Here is an 18,199-nt window from a genome sequence, read left to right on the forward strand (position 1 = left end):
TAGGTCATCGTCAAGATTAAATTCCAGAACCCCTGATTGCTTATGCAGTCAGGGGTTTTGTTTTGCGCGGTCGGAAAGTATGGCGAGCGTCTCCAAGTGTTCCTCACTTGCAGCCTACGATTGTCTTCAATGCTAAAGTCCATCCCTCGATTTTGCTTTTCCCAAGGAAGCCGTTATGCCGGATGCGACGTCCCTCAGTGCTGGATTCATGGTGGTTCACGGCAACCGCCTGGATGAGCTGCGCAGCCTGGTTGTCAGCTGGATGCGCCGTTACCCGCTGGCTCCCCTGGAAAACGAAATCGCCCTGGTACAAAGCAACGGCATTGCCCAGTGGCTGAAACTGGCGCTGGCTGAAGACCCTGAAGACGACGACATGGGCGGTTGCGGCATCGCTGCCGCTATTGATGTGCAGCTTCCCGGTAGCTTCATGTGGCAGCTCTATCGCATGGTCCTGGGCAAAGACGAAATCCCGCCCAAGTCCCTGCTGGATAAAGCCCCACTGACCTGGCGTCTCATGCGCCTGTTGCCGGAGCTGATCGATCAGCCCCATTTCGAACCCCTGCAACGCTTCCTGACCCACGATACGGATCTGCGCAAACGCTACCAACTCGCGGAACGCCTCGCCGACCTGTTCGACCAATACCAGGTCTACCGTGCCGACTGGCTGGAAGATTGGGCTGCCGGTCGCCATCAACTGCGCAATGGCCGTGGCGAATCCAAACCTTTGAGCCCGGCCAACTGCTGGCAAGCCGAACTATGGCGCGCCCTGCTGTTGGACGTAGGAGAGGAGGGCATGGCTCAAAGTCGCGCCGGAGTTCACCAACGCTTTATCGAGCGCATCAATAGCCTGGAGCAGGCACCGATAGGCCTGCCCTCCCGCGTGATCGTCTTCGGCATTTCCTCCTTGCCAGCCCAAGCGCTGGAAGCCCTTGCCGGCCTCGCCCGTTTCAGCCAGGTGCTGCTGTGTGTGCACAACCCTTGTCGCCATCACTGGTCCGACATCGTCGCCGACAAAGACCTGCTCCGAAACGAATACAAGCGCCAGGCACGCAAGGCCGGAATGCCGGTCACCATCGACCCGCAAACCCTGCATCAGCACGCCCACCCGCTGCTCGCTGCCTGGGGTAAGCAAGGTCGCGACTACATCAACCTGTTGGACAGCTACGACGACCCCAACAGTTACCGCTCGGCATTCCGTGACGGTCGTATCGACCTGTTCAGCGAGAGCGAGCCCACCACCTTGCTCAATCAACTCCAGGACGACATCCTCGAACTGCGCCCCCTCAACGAAACCCGTGAACTCTGGCCAAGCGTCGACCTGGCGCGCGACACTTCCATTCGCTTCCACATCGCCCACAGTGCCCAGCGTGAAGTCGAAGTTCTTCACGACCAGTTACTGCAGCGCTTCAGCGCCGACCCCACGCTGCGCCCACGGGACATCATCGTCATGGTCCCCGACGTCGACAGCTACGCGCCGCATATTCGCGCCGTATTCGGCCAGCTTGAAAGAAGCGACCTACGCTTCATTCCGTTCACGCTTACGGACCAAGGCCAGCGCGGCCGCGATCCATTACTGATCGCCGTCGAACACTTGCTCAAGCTCCCGGACAGCCGTTTTCCGGTCAGCGAAATCCTCGACCTCCTCGACGTCCCGGCCCTGCGGGAACGCTTCGCCATCAAGGAGCGCGACCTGCCGACCCTGCACCGCTGGATCGAAGGCGCCGGTATCCGTTGGGGCCTCAACGCCGAACAACGCGCCGGCCTCGGCTTGCCCCAGGAGCTGGAGCAAAACAGCTGGCGGTTCGGCCTGCGTCGCATGCTCCTGGGCTACGCCGTCGGTACGGGCTCTGCCTGCGATGGCATCGAGCCGTACGATGAAATCGGCGGACTCGATGCGGCCTTGATCGGCCCGCTGGTCGCACTGCTCGATGCGCTGCACAACGCCCACCAGGCACTTTCGCAACCTGCCGCGCCGACAGAGTGGGGCGAGCGCCTGCAAAACCTGATGCAGTTGTTCTTCCTCCCGAGCAACGAGCACGACGACTACCTGTTGGGTCAACTCGAGCAACTGAGAGAAACCTGGCTGGAGACCTGCGAGTCCGTCGGCCTGCATGACGAATTACCCCTGACCGTAGTCCGCGAGGCCTGGCTGGCAGGCCTCGACCAAGGCCGGCTGTCCCAGCGCTTCCTCGCGGGAGCTGTCAATTTTTGTACCTTGATGCCCATGCGCGCGATCCCGTTCAAGCTGGTTTGCCTACTTGGCATGAACGATGGCGACTACCCACGCGCACAACCGCCGCTGGACTTCGACCTGATGGGCAGCGACTACCGCCCAGGCGATCGGTCACGGCGCGAAGACGATCGCTACCTGTTGCTCGAAGCCCTGCTCTCCGCCCGCGACCAGCTCTACATCAGTTGGGTCGGCCGCAGTATCCGCGACAACAGTGATCGCCCGGCATCGGTCCTGATCGGGCAGTTGCGCGACCACATTGCCAGCGGCTGGCACACCACCAGTGGCGAACCACTCCTGGAAGCCACTACCCAGGAACACCCGCTCCAGCCCTTCAGCGCCCGCTACTTCCATGAAGGTGACAAGCTGTTCAGCTACGCCCGCGAATGGCAGTTGCTCCACGCAACCCCGGACAGCGTGCCCGATACCGGCAGCCTCGCACCCTACACCCAGGAAGAACCGTTGAGCCTTGGCCAACTGCAAGACTTCCTGCGCAACCCGGTCAAACACTTTTTCAGCCAGCGCCTGAAAGTGTTTTTCGAAGCCGCCGAAGTCCCGCTGGAAGATGAAGAACCCTTCGTCCTCGATGCACTGCAGCGCTATAGCCTGAGCGACAGTTTGCTCACGGCGGCACTCACCCGCCCCGACAACCTCGACGAAGCCCTCAACGCCCAGGCCCTGCGTCTGCAAGGCAGTGGCTTGTTGCCGATGGTTGGTTTCGGCGAATGCCTGCGCAAAGAACTGATCGAGCCTCTGCCCGACCTGTTGCAGCGTTACCAGCAACTCCTGGCACTCTGGCCAACTCCGCACACCAGCGCCGAACCGATCAGTTTTGAGCATCAAGGCATCCAGCTGGAAGGTTGGATCAGTGGCCTGCATCAACGCAGCGATGGCGGCTTTCTAAGCGTCACCGCCATCCCCAACAGCATCGGCTCGATCAAGACCCGTAAATGGCATCGCCTGATTCGCCCATGGGTCAACCACCTGGTGGCCTGTGCCTGCGGCCTTCCGTTAAGTACCGGCCTGGTCGCCAGCGACGACACACTGCTATTGGCCCCACTTGAGCAAGCCACAGCCCGGGAGCTCCTCGGCAACCTGCTGCTCGCCTGGAAAACCGGCATGAGCGAACCACTGCCGGTCGCCGTTAAAACCGCATTCGCCTGGCTCGGTCAAACCGACCCGGCCAAAGCGCAAGCCGCCGCCAGCAAAGCCTACGAAGGCGACGGCCAAACCAGCGACGGCGAGCGCCGTGAAAGCCCTGCGCTCATCCGACAGTTCCCCGACTACGCCGCCTTGATGGCCAGCGAAGAGTTCGAAGGCTGGTGCGAAACCCTCTATCGACCGTTGATCAACGCTCCCTGGCGATCACTCACCAGCGCGGAGGCCAGCGCATGAGCGGTACAAAACCCCTGGCCCTGGCCTTCCCGCTCAAGGGTAGCCAACTGATCGAAGCCAGTGCCGGCACAGGCAAGACATTTACCATCTCGGCGCTCTACCTGCGTCTGGTACTCGGCCACGGAGGTGACGAATCGGGTTTCGGCCGCGAGTTGCTGCCGCCGCAAATTCTCGTCGTGACCTTCACTGATGCCGCCACCAAAGAGCTGCGTGAACGCATCCGAATCCGCCTGGCAGAAGCCGCGCGTTTTTTCCGCGAAGAAATCGAAGAACCCGACGCGTTGATCGCCGAACTGCGCGACCAATACAGCCCCGCACAATGGCCCGGCTGCGCCAATCGCCTGGACATCGCCGCCCAGTGGATGGATGAAGCCGCCGTCTCGACCATTCACAGCTGGTGCCAGCGCATGCTGCGCGAGCACGCCTTCGACAGCGGGAGCCTGTTCACCCAGACCCTGGAGACCGACCACAGCGACCTGCTCGGCGAAGTGCTGCGCGACTACTGGCGGCTGTTCTGCTACCCGATGCACGACGATGCGCTGAACTGGGTGCGCAACAATTGGGGCGGCCCGGCGGCCCTGATGCCACGGGTACGCGCGCTGTTCGGCAGCGAGCGGCCCACGGATGAAACGCGTGACCCCGCCGAGCTGATCAACGAATGCCTGCAAGAGCGCCGCCAAGCCCTCGTCGCGCTCAAGGCACCCTGGCAACAATGGGCAGAAGAATTGCGCAACATTTGCCTGCAGGCCGTCGCCGCCAAAGCCGTCGATGGTCGCAAGATGCAAGCCCGTTACTTCGAACCCTGGTTCGAAAAAATCAGCGCCTGGGCAGCTGACGAGTCTCTCGAACAACTGGACATCGGCACCGGTTTCACCCGCCTGACCCCCGACGGCATGGCCGAAGCCTGGAAAGGCGAACCACCACGCCATCCGGGTATCGACGCCATGGCCAGTCTCAAGGCCAGCCTCGACGCCCTGCCAACGCCCGATGCTGCTGTACTGCAACACGCCGCCGGCTGGGTGGGGAAACGCTTCGAAGAAGAAAAGCGCCGGCGCGCCGAAATGGGCTTCGACGACATGCTGATCCGCCTCAACGCCGCCCTGCAAGCCGACGGCGGCGAGCGTTTGGCCAGCGTGATCCGCGAGCAATTCCCGGTCGCCCTGATCGACGAATTCCAGGACACCGACCCGGTGCAATACAGCATCTTCGACAGCATCTACCGCATCGAAGAAAACCACCTCGACAGCGGCCTGTTCCTGATCGGCGACCCAAAGCAGGCGATCTACGCCTTCCGTGGCGCCGACATCTACACCTACCTGCGCGCGCGCCAGTCCACCACCGGCCGCCATCACACCCTGGGCACCAACTTCCGTTCGAGCCATGCCATGGTCGAGGCGGTAAACCATGTATTCCAGCGCGCAGAAAAAGGCCGTGGAGCGTTCCTGTTCCGTGAACCCGACGGTACGAATCCGGTGCCGTTCCAGTCGGTATTGTCCCAAGGCCGTAAGGAACAACTGCAGGTCAACGGTCAGACGTTGCGTGCGCTGAATCTCTGGCATCTACCCACCGACCAGCCGATCTCCGGCGTGCTCTACCGCCAACAGTTGGCCGCGTCCTGCGCCAGTCAAATCGTCGCGTTACTCAATGGCGGCCAGCAGGGAACTGCCGGATTCCTCGGCAAAGACGCTAGCTTCAAAGGCGTGCTGCCGTCAGACATCGCCATCCTCGTGCGCGACGGCAAGGAAGCCCAGGCCGTGCGCGGTGAACTGGCTGCCCGTGGCGTGCGCAGCGTTTACCTTTCCGATAAGGATTCCGTGTTCGCCGCCCAGGAAGCCCACGACCTGCTGGCCTGGCTCAAGGCCTGTGCCGAGCCGGACGTCGAGCGCCCACTGCGCGCCGCCCTGGCTTGCGTCACCTTGAACCTGTCGCTGCCCGAACTGGAGCGTCTGAACCAGGACGAACTGGCGTGGGAACAACGCGTAATGCAGTTCCGCGATTACCGTACGATCTGGCGCACCCAAGGCGTGCTGCCGATGCTGCGGCGCCTGTTGCACGACTTCAAATTGCCGCAAACCCTGATCACCCGCAGCGATGGCGAGCGGGTATTGACCAACCTGTTGCACCTCTCGGAATTGCTGCAACAGGCGGCCGCAGAGCTGGACGGTGAACAAGCGCTGATTCGCCATCTGGCCGAACATCTCGCGCTTTCCGGCCAGGCCGGTGAAGAGCAGATCCTGCGCCTGGAAAGTGATGAACAACTGGTCAAAGTGGTAACGATCCACAAATCCAAGGGGCTGGAATACGACCTGGTTTTCCTGCCGTTCATTTGCTCGGCAAAACCGGTGGATGGCAGCCGCCTGCCGTTGCATTACCACGACGCAAACGGCAAATCCCAGGTCAGCCTCAGGCCCACCGCCGAGTTGATCGCCCAAGCCGACGATGAACGGCTGGCCGAAGACTTGCGTCTGTTTTACGTGGCGCTGACCCGCGCCAAACACGCCTGCTGGCTGGGCATCGCCGACCTCAAGCGTGGCAATAACAACAGCTCGGTGCTGCACCTGTCGGCCCTGGGCTACTTGCTCGGCGGCGGCGCTTCACTTGGCGAGTCCGGCGGCCTGGCCCGCTGGTTGCTTGACCTGCAGGAAGGTTGCCCGGCACTGCATTACGCAGAAGTGCCCGAGGCCGATGCGGTCGTATTCCACCCGCCGCGTAACGAAGCCACCTTGCTCGCGCCGCTGCTGCCCAAGCGCAAGGCGGCAGAAAACTGGTGGATCGCTTCCTACAGCGCGCTGCGTATCGGCGAGAGCATGAGTGCGGCGAGCCTCGAAGCGCCGGAAAGCCCACAAGCGCAGAAGCTGTTCGATGACGAACGCCTCGACCCGGATGCCCCACGCGAAGTGCCGGCTTCCGGTGGCGATATTCACCGTTTCCCACGCGGGCCGAATCCCGGCACCTTCCTCCATGGCCTGCTGGAATGGGCGGGCGGCGAAGGCTTCAATGTTACCCCGGAGGCCATCGAAGATGCGGTTGCCCGCCGCTGCAACCGACGTGGCTGGGAAGGCTGGATCGGCACACTCGGCGGTTGGCTCGGGCATCTGTTGCAAGCCCGGTTGCCGCTGGGCAACGGGCAGGTGGCCCTTAGCGAGTTGCGGCAGTACCAGATCGAAATGGAGTTCTGGTTTGCCAGCCACAAGGTCGACGTCCTCGCACTCGACAAACTGGTGTGCCAGCACACTCACAATGGCGTATCCCGCGTGGCCGCCGAACCGGTGCTGCTCAATGGCATGTTCAAGGGTTTTATCGACCTGACCTTTGAGCACGAAGGCCGCTACTACGTGGCCGACTACAAATCCAATTGGCTTGGTCCCGATGATTCGGCCTACACGCAGCAGGCCATGGAACTGTCGATCCTCGACCATCGTTACGACCTGCAATACGTACTTTACCTGCTGGCCCTGCATCGCCAGCTGAAGGCTCGGCTGCCGGAGTACGACTACGACCGTCACGTCGGCGGCGCGTTGTACCTGTTCCTGCGAGGCACCCATTCCGCGAGCCAGGGCGCGTATTTCACCCGACCACCCCGGGAATTGATCGAAAGCCTGGACCTGCTGTTCCAGGGCAAACCGCTACCACCCAAGGCCGAGCCCGCCTGGGAACAAGGAGAGCTGCTATGAGCCTGTCGCCGTTACCGCTTGAGGAGCTGACGCCCCTCAGCCGCGCCGCCGACCTGGTGCAACTGCTCGATCTCTGGGTGCAGCGCGGCTGGTTGCGCGCGCTGGACAAGGCCTTTGTCGGCTTCCTCCACGAACTCGATCCGCAGGCTGACCCTTTAGTCCTGCTGGCCGCGGCCCTGACCAGCCACCAACTGGGCCATGGCCATGTATGCCTGGACCTGTTCGAAACCCTCAAGGCCCCGGATTTCGCTCTGTCGCTGCCACCCGAAGGCGATGTGCAAACCGGCGTCATGCTACTGCCATCACAGTTGCTCGACGGCCTGGACGGCGCCCATTGGTGCCATGCCCTGGCCGCCAGCCGTCTGGTGGCACTGGCCGTCGACGGCGGCGAGGAGGCGCAAAGCCGGCCACTGGTGCTGTCGGGCAAACGCCTGTACTTGCGCCGCTACTGGACCTACGAACGGCGTATCGACAGCGCTTTGCGCCTGCGACTCGCCACCCGGGAAAGCGTTGCCGCCGATCTGCCCGAACGCCTGAATCGCCTGTTCGACCAGGCCCCGCCAGACGGTGTTGTCGACTGGCAAAAACTCGCCTGCGCCTTGGCCACCCGCGGTGCATTCAGCATCGTCACCGGCGGGCCGGGTACCGGCAAGACCACCACGGTGGTGCGTTTGCTTGCGCTGTTGCAGGCCCCCGCCGTGGAAGCGGGCAGCGCGTTGCGCATCCGTCTGGCGGCGCCCACCGGCAAGGCGGCCGCGCGCTTGACCGAGTCCATCAGCCAGCAAGTGCTGTCGCTGAAAGTGCCTGATGCGGTGAAGGAAAAAATCCCGACCCAGGTCACCACCGTTCACCGTTTGCTCGGCAGCCGTCCCGGCACCCGACACTTCCGGCATCACATCGGCAATCCGTTGCCCCTGGACGTGCTGGTGGTAGACGAAGCCTCGATGATCGACCTGGAAATGATGGCCAACCTGCTGGACGCCTTGCCACCCCATGCTCGCCTGGTGCTGCTGGGTGACAAGGACCAGTTGGCCTCGGTTGAAGCCGGGGCGGTGCTGGGGGATTTGTGCCGCGACGCCGAAGCCGGTTTCTACAGCCCGCAAACCCGCCAGTGGCTGCAACAGGTCAGCGGCGAAGACCTCGGCGCCAGCGGCCTGCAGGAAGACCTCGACGGTAGCCACCCCTTGGCGCAACAAGTGGTGATGCTGCGTTACTCGCGGCGTTTCGGCGAAGGCAGCGGCATTGGCCAACTGGCCCGCTGGGTCAACCAGCAAAACCCTGAGCAGGCCCGCAAACTGCTGGCTGCCCGCAGCCATGCCGACCTGTTTTGCGTCAGCCTCAAGGGCGAGCAGGACCATGCCCTGGAGCGCCTGGTGCTGGACGGCCATGGCGACGGTGCCCACGGTTATCGCCATTACCTGAAACTGCTGCAGACCGCGCGTCCGTCCCTGGAGACGCCACGGGATGACGAGGCCTGGACGCTCTGGGCGCAAAAGCTGCTGAAAGCCTTCGACGCATTCCAGTTGCTCTGCGCCGTACGCAAGGGCCCATGGGGCGTGGAGGGCCTGAACCTGCGCATTACCGCCGCGCTGCTCAAGGCCCGGCTGATCGACAGCGACCAGCAATGGTACGAAGGGCGCCCGGTGTTGATGACTCGCAACGATTACGGCCTGGGCCTGATGAACGGCGATATCGGTATCGCCCTCAAGCTGCCCGAAAGCGACGGCGGGCCGCAGGTTCTGCGCGTCGCGTTCCCGCGCAACGATGGCCAGGGCGGCGTACGGTTTGTGTTGCCCAGCCGGCTCAACGACGTCGAAACCGTCTACGCGATGACGGTGCACAAATCTCAGGGCTCTGAATTCATCCACACCGCACTGATTTTGCCGGACGCCTTGAACCCGGTGCTCACCAAAGAGCTGATCTACACCGGCATCACCCGCGCCAAGGACTGGTTCAGCCTGATCGAACCCCGGGGTGGCGTATTCGAAGAGGCGGTGAGCCGCAAGGTGAAACGCTTGAGTGGGCTGATGCTGGAACTGGGCACTTGATCGTCAAAGAAGCTGACCGATGGGACATCTAAATTTTCTGATCCAAATGTGTGATTTTTCTTAATAAAATGTCGGAATCCTCCTGGGTGTCGCCTCGGGGGTTTTCCGCCGTTGTGCTATCGTTGCGGCATCATCCCGAGAAGATCAAAGAGAATCGCTGCATGAACGTGGCTGTCTCGCCCACAGAGCGAAGTTTGAGCTGGAGACGAATGCTGCTGTTTGCGCTTCTGTGCGTGTTCACGCCTCTTGCTTTTGCCCAGCCGCCTGCCGGCATGGCCGATCAGCGGGCCAAGGCCGTCACCCAAGTGGTCCTGGGAATTCTCAGTTACGCCCGCTGGCCGGTAGAGCCCGCGCAATTGCGTTTGTGCATTGTCGGGCCAACCCAATACACCGATGACCTGGTCAAAGGCACCACCCAGGCTACCGGCCGTCCGGTAGTGGTGCAGCGTTTGCTGGCCGACCATCCAGACATCGCCAATGCCTGCGACGCCGTGTACATCGGCCAATTGACCAGCGACGAGCGCAGCCGCCTGTTCGCGGCATTGATCGGTCATCCGGTGCTCAGCATCAGCGAAGGCGGCGACCAATGCACCGTGGGCAGCCTGTTCTGCCTGCGGGTAGCCGACGAACAGGTGTCGTTCGAGGTCAACCTGGATTCCGTTGCCCGTAGCGGTGTGCGCATTCATCCGAGTGTGCTGCAGCTGTCCCGACGTCGAGCGCCGGGGTCATGAGTGTCGATAAGGCGCCAGTGCGTCCTACCTTGCGTTCAGTGATCGGGCGCGGGCACCTGAGCCTGGCGCTGATGGCCGTCAGCATGGCCAGTATCTCCCTGACCCTGCTCGGCGTGCTCGCGCTGCGGGTGTATGCCGACCACAATCTGCACCTGATCGCCCGCTCCATCAACTACACCGTGGAAGCGGCCGTGGTGTTCAACGACAGCGCGGCGGCCACCGAGGCGTTGGGCGTGATCGCCTCGGAGGAAGAAGTGGCCGAGGCGGAAGTCTTCAACGTCGACGGCAAGCAACTGGCCCATTGGGAGCGCCCTGAAACCGGGATGCTGTCGATGATTGAGCTGCAGTTGGCGCATGCCCTGCTCGAACAGCCCATCACCCAGCCGATCCTGCACCAGGGCCAGGTCATCGGCAGCGTGCACCTGACCGGCCACGGCGGCAGCCTGTTGCGCTTCCTGCTCAGCGGCCTGGCCGGGATTCTGGTGTGCACCGCCCTCAGCGCCTGGGTTGCACTGTACCTGGCGCGGCGTTTGTTACGCGGCATCACCGGACCGTTGCACAGCCTGGCCTCGGTGGCCCACGCCGCCCGAAGCGAGCGGGCCTTTGACCGACGCGTACCGCCGGCGAAAATCGCCGAACTCGACAGCCTGGGCAATGACTTCAATGCCCTGCTCGACGAACTGGAGGCCTGGCAGACCCACCTGCAAAGCGAAAACGAAACCCTCGCCCACCAGGCCAGCCACGACAGCCTGACCGGGCTGCCCAACCGTGCGTTCTTCGAAGGTCGGCTGATCCGCGCCCTGCGCAGCGCCGCCAAGCTCAACGAGAAAGTAGCGGTCTTGTTCCTCGACAGCGACCGCTTTAAAGACATCAACGACAACTTCGGCCACGCCGCCGGCGATGCGGTATTGGTGGCAGTGGCTACGCGCATTCGTGCGCAACTGCGTGAAGACGACCTGGTGGCACGCCTGGGCGGCGATGAATTCGCCATCTTGCTGTCGCCTCTGCACCGACTTGAGGACGCCCAGCGCATTGCCGAAAAAATCATCGCCAGCATGGACGCGCCCATTGCGCTGCCCGGCGACGCCCACGTATTGACCTCACTCAGTATCGGCATCGCCGTCTACCCCGATCATGGCGCCACCCCCGGTAACCTGCTCAACGCCGCCGATGCGGCGATGTACCAGGCCAAACGGCTTTCCCAGGGTGGCCAGCAAACGGCGGAATCGGAGTCCCCCGCCGCCGACGTTCAACACAGGAGTTGATCCCTTGTTCTCGACCGCACGCTTTTTATTCATCACCTTGCTCGTGGCTCTGCTCGCCCTGAGCGGCTGCCAGACCCCGCCGCCCAAAGGCCTGACACCGGCGCAAATCGCCGTGCTCAAACAGCAGGGTTTTGAACTGACTGACGAAGGCTGGGCCTTTGGCCTCTCGGGCAAGGTGCTGTTTGGCAGCGACGTCGAAAGTCTGAATGCCCCCAGCACCGAGATCGTCCAGCGCATCGGCAAGGCGCTGCTGGGCGTGGGCATTGAGCGCGTGCGGGTCGACGGCCACACCGACGCCTCGGGCAAGGAAACCTACAACCAGCAACTGTCCCTGCGCCGAGCCAAAAGCGTTGCGCACGTGTTGGCAGGCGTTGGGATGAAAGAAGAAAACGTACAACTGCGCGGACTGGGCAGCAGCGAGCCGGTGGCGTCCAACGCGACAGCGGCGGGGCGCACCGAGAATCGCCGGGTGTCGATTGTGGTGATTGCGGACTAGTCTGGCTTTCGGGCAGTTCGAGTTGGAATGCAATCAATGTGGGAGCCGGGCTTGCCCGCGATGGCGGTGGATCAGTTGATGTATTGGGTGACTGACACACTGCTATAGCGGGCAAGCCCGGCTCCCACATTTTATTTAATCGGCAAACACCATCTCCCGCGTTTCCCCCATCAACAACGGCTGATTCTGCTCCGTCACCTCACGGATGTAATCCCACAGCAGGGTGATCCGTTTCAACTTCCTCAAGTCCTCGCGGCAGTACATCCAGAACTGCCGCGTGATATTGATTTCCTTGCCCAGCACCGGCAGCAATCGCGGGTCCTGCGCCGCCAAAAAGCACGGCAGGATCGCCAGCGAGCGCCCTTGCTGCGCCGCCACATACTGCGCAATCACGCTGGTGCTGCGCAAACTGGCGCTGGCGCCGGGCACTACATTGGCCAGGTACAGCAGCTCTGAACTGAACGCTAAATCATCCACGTAGCTGATAAACGGATGCTCGGCCAGGTCCGCCGCCCGGCGGATGGGCGGGTGCTGGTCCAGGTATTCCTGTGTCGCGTACAGCTGCAGCTTGTAGTCGCACAGCTTGCAGCACACGTACGGCCCGTGTTCCGGTCGTTCCAGGGCGATGACGATATCCGCCTCGCGCTTGGACAGGCTGATGAAGTGGGGCAGGGGCAGGATGTCCACCGAGATCGCCGGGTAGGTGTCGACGAAGTGGCTCAGTTGCGGGGTGACGAAGAAGCTGCCGAACCCTTCGGTGCAGCCCATGCGCACGTGGCCGGACAGCGCCACGCCGGAGCCGGAAACCTGTTCGCAGGCCATGTGCAACGTGCTTTCGATGGACTCGGCGTAGCCCAGCAGGCGCTGGCCTTCGGTGGTCAATACGAAGCCGTTGGTCCGGGACTTTTCAAACAGGAGAGTGCCCAACGATCCTTCAAGGGAACTGATGCGCCGCGACACCGTGGTGTAGTCCACCGCCAAGCGCTTGGCAGCGACGCTGGCCTTGCGGGTACGCGCGACTTCGAGGAAAAACTTCAGGTCATCCCAGTTCAGGGAGCCCAGTGACGTGATGTTTTTTTGCATATTGGACCGGCTTTTATGTGCGTTCTTATTAGAAGTTTGCACATCTATACTCCAAAAAAAGTCCGAACGCCTCATCCTCAAGGCGATTCAACGCCTTGGTTCTCTGCATACCTACAAGAATTGGAGACCACATGAACGCATCTGCCGATATTTCCGTAAAACAGGTCAAGCTGCTGATCAACGGCGAATGGGTCGAATCCAGGACCACCGAATGGCAAGACATCGTCAACCCCGCTACCCAGCAAGTGCTGGCCCGCGTACCGTTTTCCACCCCTGAAGAAGTCAACGCTGCCATCGACGCCGCCCATCGCGCCTTCCAGACCTGGAAGCTGACGCCGATCGGTGCGCGCATGCGCATCATGCTCAAGCTGCAAGCCTTGATCCGCGAGCACTCCAAGCGCATCGCCGTGGTCCTGAGTGCCGAGCAGGGCAAGACCATTGCCGACGCTGAAGGCGACATTTTCCGTGGCCTGGAAGTGGTCGAGCACGCGTGCTCCATCGGCACCCTGCAGATGGGCGAATTCGCTGAAAACGTCGCCGGCGGTGTGGATACCTACACCCTACGCCAGCCGATCGGCGTGTGCGCCGGCATCACCCCGTTCAACTTCCCGGCAATGATTCCGCTGTGGATGTTCCCGATGGCCATTGCCTGCGGTAACACGTTCGTACTCAAGCCATCGGAACAGGACCCGCTGTCGACCCTGCTGCTGGTTGAACTGGCGCTGGAAGCCGGGGTGCCAGCCGGCGTGCTGAACGTGGTTCACGGCGGCAAGGACGTGGTGGATGCGCTGTGCACCCACAAAGATATCAAGGCCGTGTCCTTCGTCGGTTCGACCGCCGTGGGGACTCACGTCTACGACCTCGCCGGTAAACACGGCAAGCGCGTGCAATCGATGATGGGCGCCAAGAACCACGCCGTGGTGCTGCCGGATGCCAATCGCGAACAAACCCTGAACGCCCTGGTCGGCGCCGGTTTCGGTGCGGCGGGTCAGCGTTGCATGGCAACTTCCGTGGTGGTGCTGGTAGGCGCGGCCAAGCAATGGCTGCCGGACCTCAAGGCCCTGGCGCAAAAGCTCAAGGTGAACGCCGGCAGCGAAGCCGGTACCGATGTGGGTCCGGTAATCTCCAAGCGCGCCAAGGCACGCATTCTCGACCTGATCGAAAGCGGCGTAAAAGAAGGTGCCAAGCTGGAGCTGGATGGCCGCGGCATCAAGGTGCCGGGCTTCGAGGACGGCAATTTCGTCGGCCCGACGTTGTTCTCCGGCGTGACCACCGACATGCAGATCTACACCCAGGAAATCTTCGGCCCGGTGCTGGTGGTGCTGGAAGTCGACACCCTCGACCAAGCCATCGCCCTGGTCAACGCCAACCCGTTCGGCAACGGCACCGGCCTGTTCACCCAGAGCGGCGCGGCGGCGCGTAAATTCCAGAGCGAAATCGATGTGGGCCAGGTCGGCATCAACATCCCGATCCCCGTGCCGGTTCCGTTCTTCAGCTTCACCGGTTCCCGTGGTTCGAAACTCGGCGACCTGGGCCCGTACGGCAAGCAAGTGGTGCAGTTCTACACCCAGACCAAAACCGTCACTAGCCGCTGGTTCGACGACGACAGCGTCAACGATGGCGTCAACACCACCATCAACCTGCGCTGATCGAGGAGACGACCATGAAGATTGCATTTATCGGCCTGGGCAACATGGGCGCGCCGATGGCGCGCAACCTGATCAAGGCTGGCCATGCGCTGAACCTGTTCGACCTGAACCAGACCGTGCTCAAGGAACTGGCGGAACTGGGCGGCACCATCAGCGCTTCACCGCGCGCGGCAGCCGAAGGCGCCGAGTTGGTGGTGACCATGCTCCCGGCTGCGGCCCATGTGCGCAGTGTGTGGCTCGGTGAAGACGGCGTGCTCGCCGGCATCGGCAAAGGCGTGCCGGCGGTGGATTGCAGCACCATCGACCCGCAGACCGCCCGCGATGTAGCGGCGGCGGCAGCGAAACAAGGCGTGGTGATGGCGGATGCTCCAGTGTCCGGCGGCACCGGCGGTGCCCAGGCCGGGACGTTGACCTTCATGGTCGGCGCCACCCCGGAACTGTTCGCCACCCTGCAACCGGTGCTGGCGCAGATGGGCCGCAACATCGTCCATTGCGGCGAAGTCGGCACCGGGCAAATCGCCAAGATCTGCAACAACCTGCTGCTGGGTATCACCATGGTCGGCGTCAGCGAAGCCATGGCCCTGGGCGATGCGCTGGGCATCGACACCCAAGTGTTGGCGGGAATCATCAACAGCTCCACCGGGCGCTGCTGGAGTTCGGACACCTACAACCCATGGCCCGGGATTATCGAGACGGCGCCGTCGTCCCGGGGTTATACCGGTGGGTTTGGTGCAGAACTGATGCTCAAGGATCTGGGACTGGCCACTGAAGCGGCCCGCCAGGCACACCAGCCGGTGATCCTCGGCGCAGTGGCGCAGCAGTTGTATCAATCGATGAGCCAACGAGGGGAAGGGGGCAAGGACTTCTCGGCGATCATCAACAGCTATCGAAAACCAAAGTAGGGCGATTGTCCTTCTTCACTGTAGGCCCCTGATTTTTACTGCGTAGACCTTCCAGCACCAGCTCACTACTGGTGCTTTTTTTTGACCTGAATAAACCCCTTCGCGACGTTTGTGGGAGGGCGGTATTACTTATCGACTAATGCCTAGGGATAAGGTTTTTTGCATTGTTATAGTTGTGAAATAAACTTTTACAAGTTTCAGGTGTGACGCTGAAATATCATGTTTTTGATCATGGGTTATTCATTTGGTGAGTGTCCATGGGGCGCTCGATTATCATGTTGTTATAATTGATTTCTCGGTTATGTGTGTTTGGTTTGTCGTGGCTTCCCTCATTAAACACCCATGTTTATTGCGTGTTTACATTTCTCTTTGATGTTGACTATTGCCTCGCTAGTATCGGTTTTGCGAGCGTTGTCATGGTTGCTGCGTCTCGATAACTTCCGCCGAAGCGTTGTACTTTCAAAGTTGTGCAGGTGTGTCAGAGATGGCTAGCGAATGGATGCGTACATCGGGTTTCCCAGGGCTATCGGCCTCATCGAACGAGGCCGCCCTGGAACTTGAAAAAGCCCGCATCCTGGCCCGCCACCTTTCCCGGTTGCTCGACCTCTGGGCTGCGATGCAGTCCAGCCCAAGGCCCGGGCAGGCTTATTCTGACGCCAAGGATGTGCCACCTCATTCGGTGTCAGCGTGTTGCAAGCGCACGCGTGTGGGTCTGCAATGTCGTGAAGAAACCGGCGTCGGTTGATCGCTGTAAATCCTGACCAGTCCTATATAAACGCAAAAAGAGTTTCGTGCTCGGCGGTAACTACCGTCGTGGGCATTCGCTCGCGCTGAAATACGTGTGTCCATATAAAAAACGGGTGAGAGATGAAAAACATAACTATTGTCGACAAGGCAACGGGGACGGCGACAGAGCATGCCTTTGGCAACGCCAGCCTCAAGGGAACCAGCATTGTAAAACTGCCGTTCGGACAAGAAAGCGTTCAATCGTTTCAACAGTCCGGCCAAAACCTGGTGGTCACTCTGAAGTCTGGAGAAACCATCACCATTCAGAACTTTTTTGTAGTGGGAGCCGACGGCTCCGCTAACCAACTGGTTCTGGAAAATGCCGACGGAACATTGTTGCTCGGCAACTATTCCACGCCGTATTCGGGTTTCAACTTCACCGAAATCTCGACCCTGGATGACCTGGGTGTGGCAGCCATTGCCGCTGACAGTGCGGTGCCGGACTGGGTGCTGTGGGGCTTGGGCATCCTCGCCGTCGGCGGTACCGCCGCGGCATTGAGCGGTGGTGGCGGTGGTGGTGGCCATCATCATCAAACGCCAGTTCCTGCACCCGGTGCTGCGACCGGTTTATCGGTCAACAGCGCGGGCACGGTGGTCAGCGGTAAAGGTCAGCCTGGCACCACAGTCACCGTCAAGGATGCCGCCGGTAACGTACTGGGCACAGGCACTGTGGGTACCGACGGCAACTTCCAGGTCAACCTGGACAAGCCGCAAACCAATGGCGAAACCCTGCAAGTCGTCCTCAAGGATGCCGCGGGTCAGGAATCGCAACCTGCGTCTGTGGTAGCGGGTGATACAACCGCCCCCGCCGCACCGAACGGTTTGGCCGTCAGTGCAGACGGTACAACCGTCAGCGGTAAGGGCGAGCCTAATTCGACCGTGATCATCAAGGATGCCAATGGCGAGGTCCTCGGCACCGGCACCGTGGATGCTGAAGGCAACTTCCAGGTCACCCTGGGAACTGCGCAAACCAATGGCGAAACCCTGCAAGTCACCCTCAAGGATGCTGCCGGCAATGAATCGTCCGCCAGCCCCGTGGTGGCTGGCGACAGCACCGCCCCTGATGCGCCGACCAACCTGGTGATCAGTGCCGATGGCGCAACTGTCAGCGGTAAAGGTGAACCGAACGCTGCCGTGAGCATCAAGGATGCCAGCGGCAACGTGATCGGTACGGGCACCGTCGGCGCGGATGGCAATTTCCAGGTTTCGCTCGACACACCCGCGTCCGAAGGCGAAAGCCTGGCGATCACGCTCAAAGACGCTGCCGGCAATGAGTCGGCTCCGGGTGCGCTGGTTGTCGCCGATATTGAGACACCGCTTGCGCCGCGCAACCTGGCAATCAGTGACGTGGGTGACACGCTCAGCGGTGAAGGCGCCGCGGCCCACAAAGTCATCGTCCTCAACGATGCTGGTGAAGTGGTCGGCAGCGGAACAGTGGCAGATGACGGCACATTCCTGGTGCAACTGAACTCGCTGCACATCAATGGCGAGCGGCTACGCGTGTTCCTGCGCAACTTCTCGGGCAAGGAATCCCTGCCAGGCATCGTCATCGCGGGGGACACCATCGCCCCGGATGCCCCAACCAACCTGGTGGTCGGCGAAGATGGCAGCACCGTCACCGGCAAGGGCGAACCGCGCGCGACCGTTACCGTGAAAGACGCCGATGGCAACGTGATCGGCACTGGCACGGTCGGCGACGACGGTAATTTTCAAGTCACCCTGGATCCGCTTCAGGTTAACGGCGAAACACTGGCTGTCACATTGACCGATGCAGCAGGCAACGAGTCTGTTCCGGCTTCTGTGATCGCTGTTGATATTGATGATACGGACGCTGATGCGGATGCCGATGCCGATGCCGATGCCGATGCCGATGCCGATGCTGATGCCGACGCGGACGCTGACGCTGATGCTGATGCTGATGCTGATGCTGATGCTGACGC

At 61.6% G+C, this 18,199-nt stretch carries 10 protein-coding genes; 9 read left to right on the forward strand and 1 reads right to left on the reverse strand.

Going from position 1 to position 18,199, the window contains the following annotated elements; all coding sequences use genetic code 11:
- The first annotated feature begins 175 nt into the window (after positions 1-175).
- The 6 genes from recC (at position 176) to yfiB (ending at position 11,839) form a co-directional block, all read left to right on the forward strand.
- The gene (recC, locus tag AC3WKX_RS31665; protein ID WP_102605616.1) at positions 176-3,625 is read left to right on the forward strand and encodes an exodeoxyribonuclease V subunit gamma; all 3,450 of its coding nucleotides are present in this window, start codon (positions 176-178) and stop codon (positions 3,623-3,625) included.
- Positions 3,622-7,299, forward strand: a complete 3,678-nt coding sequence (gene recB, locus AC3WKX_RS31670) for an exodeoxyribonuclease V subunit beta (RefSeq protein ID WP_102605615.1) — start codon at positions 3,622-3,624, stop codon at positions 7,297-7,299. Before recC ends, recB begins: the two co-directional genes overlap by 4 nt.
- Positions 7,296-9,347 (forward strand): exodeoxyribonuclease V subunit alpha, encoded by a 2,052-nt coding sequence (gene recD / locus AC3WKX_RS31675; RefSeq protein WP_102605614.1) that lies wholly within the window; start codon positions 7,296-7,298, stop codon positions 9,345-9,347. The genes recB and recD overlap by 4 nt, the downstream gene beginning before the upstream one ends.
- A gap of 161 nt (positions 9,348-9,508) precedes the next feature.
- Complete coding sequence (gene yfiR, locus AC3WKX_RS31680; protein WP_102605613.1) at positions 9,509-10,078, forward strand: regulatory sequestration protein YfiR; 570 nt, start codon at positions 9,509-9,511, stop codon at positions 10,076-10,078.
- Entirely contained in the window at positions 10,075-11,343 is a 1,269-nt protein-coding gene (gene dgcN, locus AC3WKX_RS31685) for a diguanylate cyclase DgcN/YfiN (protein ID WP_003214191.1), read from the forward strand. The genes yfiR and dgcN overlap by 4 nt, the downstream gene beginning before the upstream one ends.
- A 4-nt stretch (positions 11,344-11,347) precedes the next feature.
- Positions 11,348-11,839 (forward strand): outer membrane lipoprotein YfiB, encoded by a 492-nt coding sequence (gene yfiB / locus AC3WKX_RS31690; protein ID WP_003214188.1) that lies wholly within the window; start codon positions 11,348-11,350, stop codon positions 11,837-11,839.
- Between the two features lie 135 nt (positions 11,840-11,974).
- Here yfiB and AC3WKX_RS31695 read toward each other — a convergent pair whose 3' ends face one another.
- A complete protein-coding gene (locus AC3WKX_RS31695; RefSeq protein WP_008430612.1) occupies positions 11,975-12,922 on the reverse strand; it encodes a LysR family transcriptional regulator in 948 nt (315 codons plus the stop codon).
- Between the two features lie 131 nt (positions 12,923-13,053).
- Between AC3WKX_RS31695 and AC3WKX_RS31700 the strand changes: the two genes are divergently transcribed.
- The 3 genes from AC3WKX_RS31700 to AC3WKX_RS31710 form a co-directional block, all read left to right on the forward strand.
- Positions 13,054-14,571 (forward strand): CoA-acylating methylmalonate-semialdehyde dehydrogenase, encoded by a 1,518-nt coding sequence (locus AC3WKX_RS31700; protein WP_008430611.1) that lies wholly within the window; start codon positions 13,054-13,056, stop codon positions 14,569-14,571.
- A gap of 14 nt (positions 14,572-14,585) precedes the next feature.
- Positions 14,586-15,473: a 3-hydroxyisobutyrate dehydrogenase gene (mmsB, locus tag AC3WKX_RS31705; protein WP_003214181.1), complete on the forward strand. Its 888-nt coding sequence runs from the start codon at positions 14,586-14,588 to the stop codon at positions 15,471-15,473.
- Between the two features lie 867 nt (positions 15,474-16,340).
- On the forward strand, positions 16,341-18,199 hold a 1,859-nt coding region (locus AC3WKX_RS31710; RefSeq protein ID WP_492577170.1), incomplete at its 3' end, for an Ig-like domain-containing protein.

The sequence above is a fragment of the Pseudomonas sp. GP01-A4 genome, assembly GCF_058780865.1.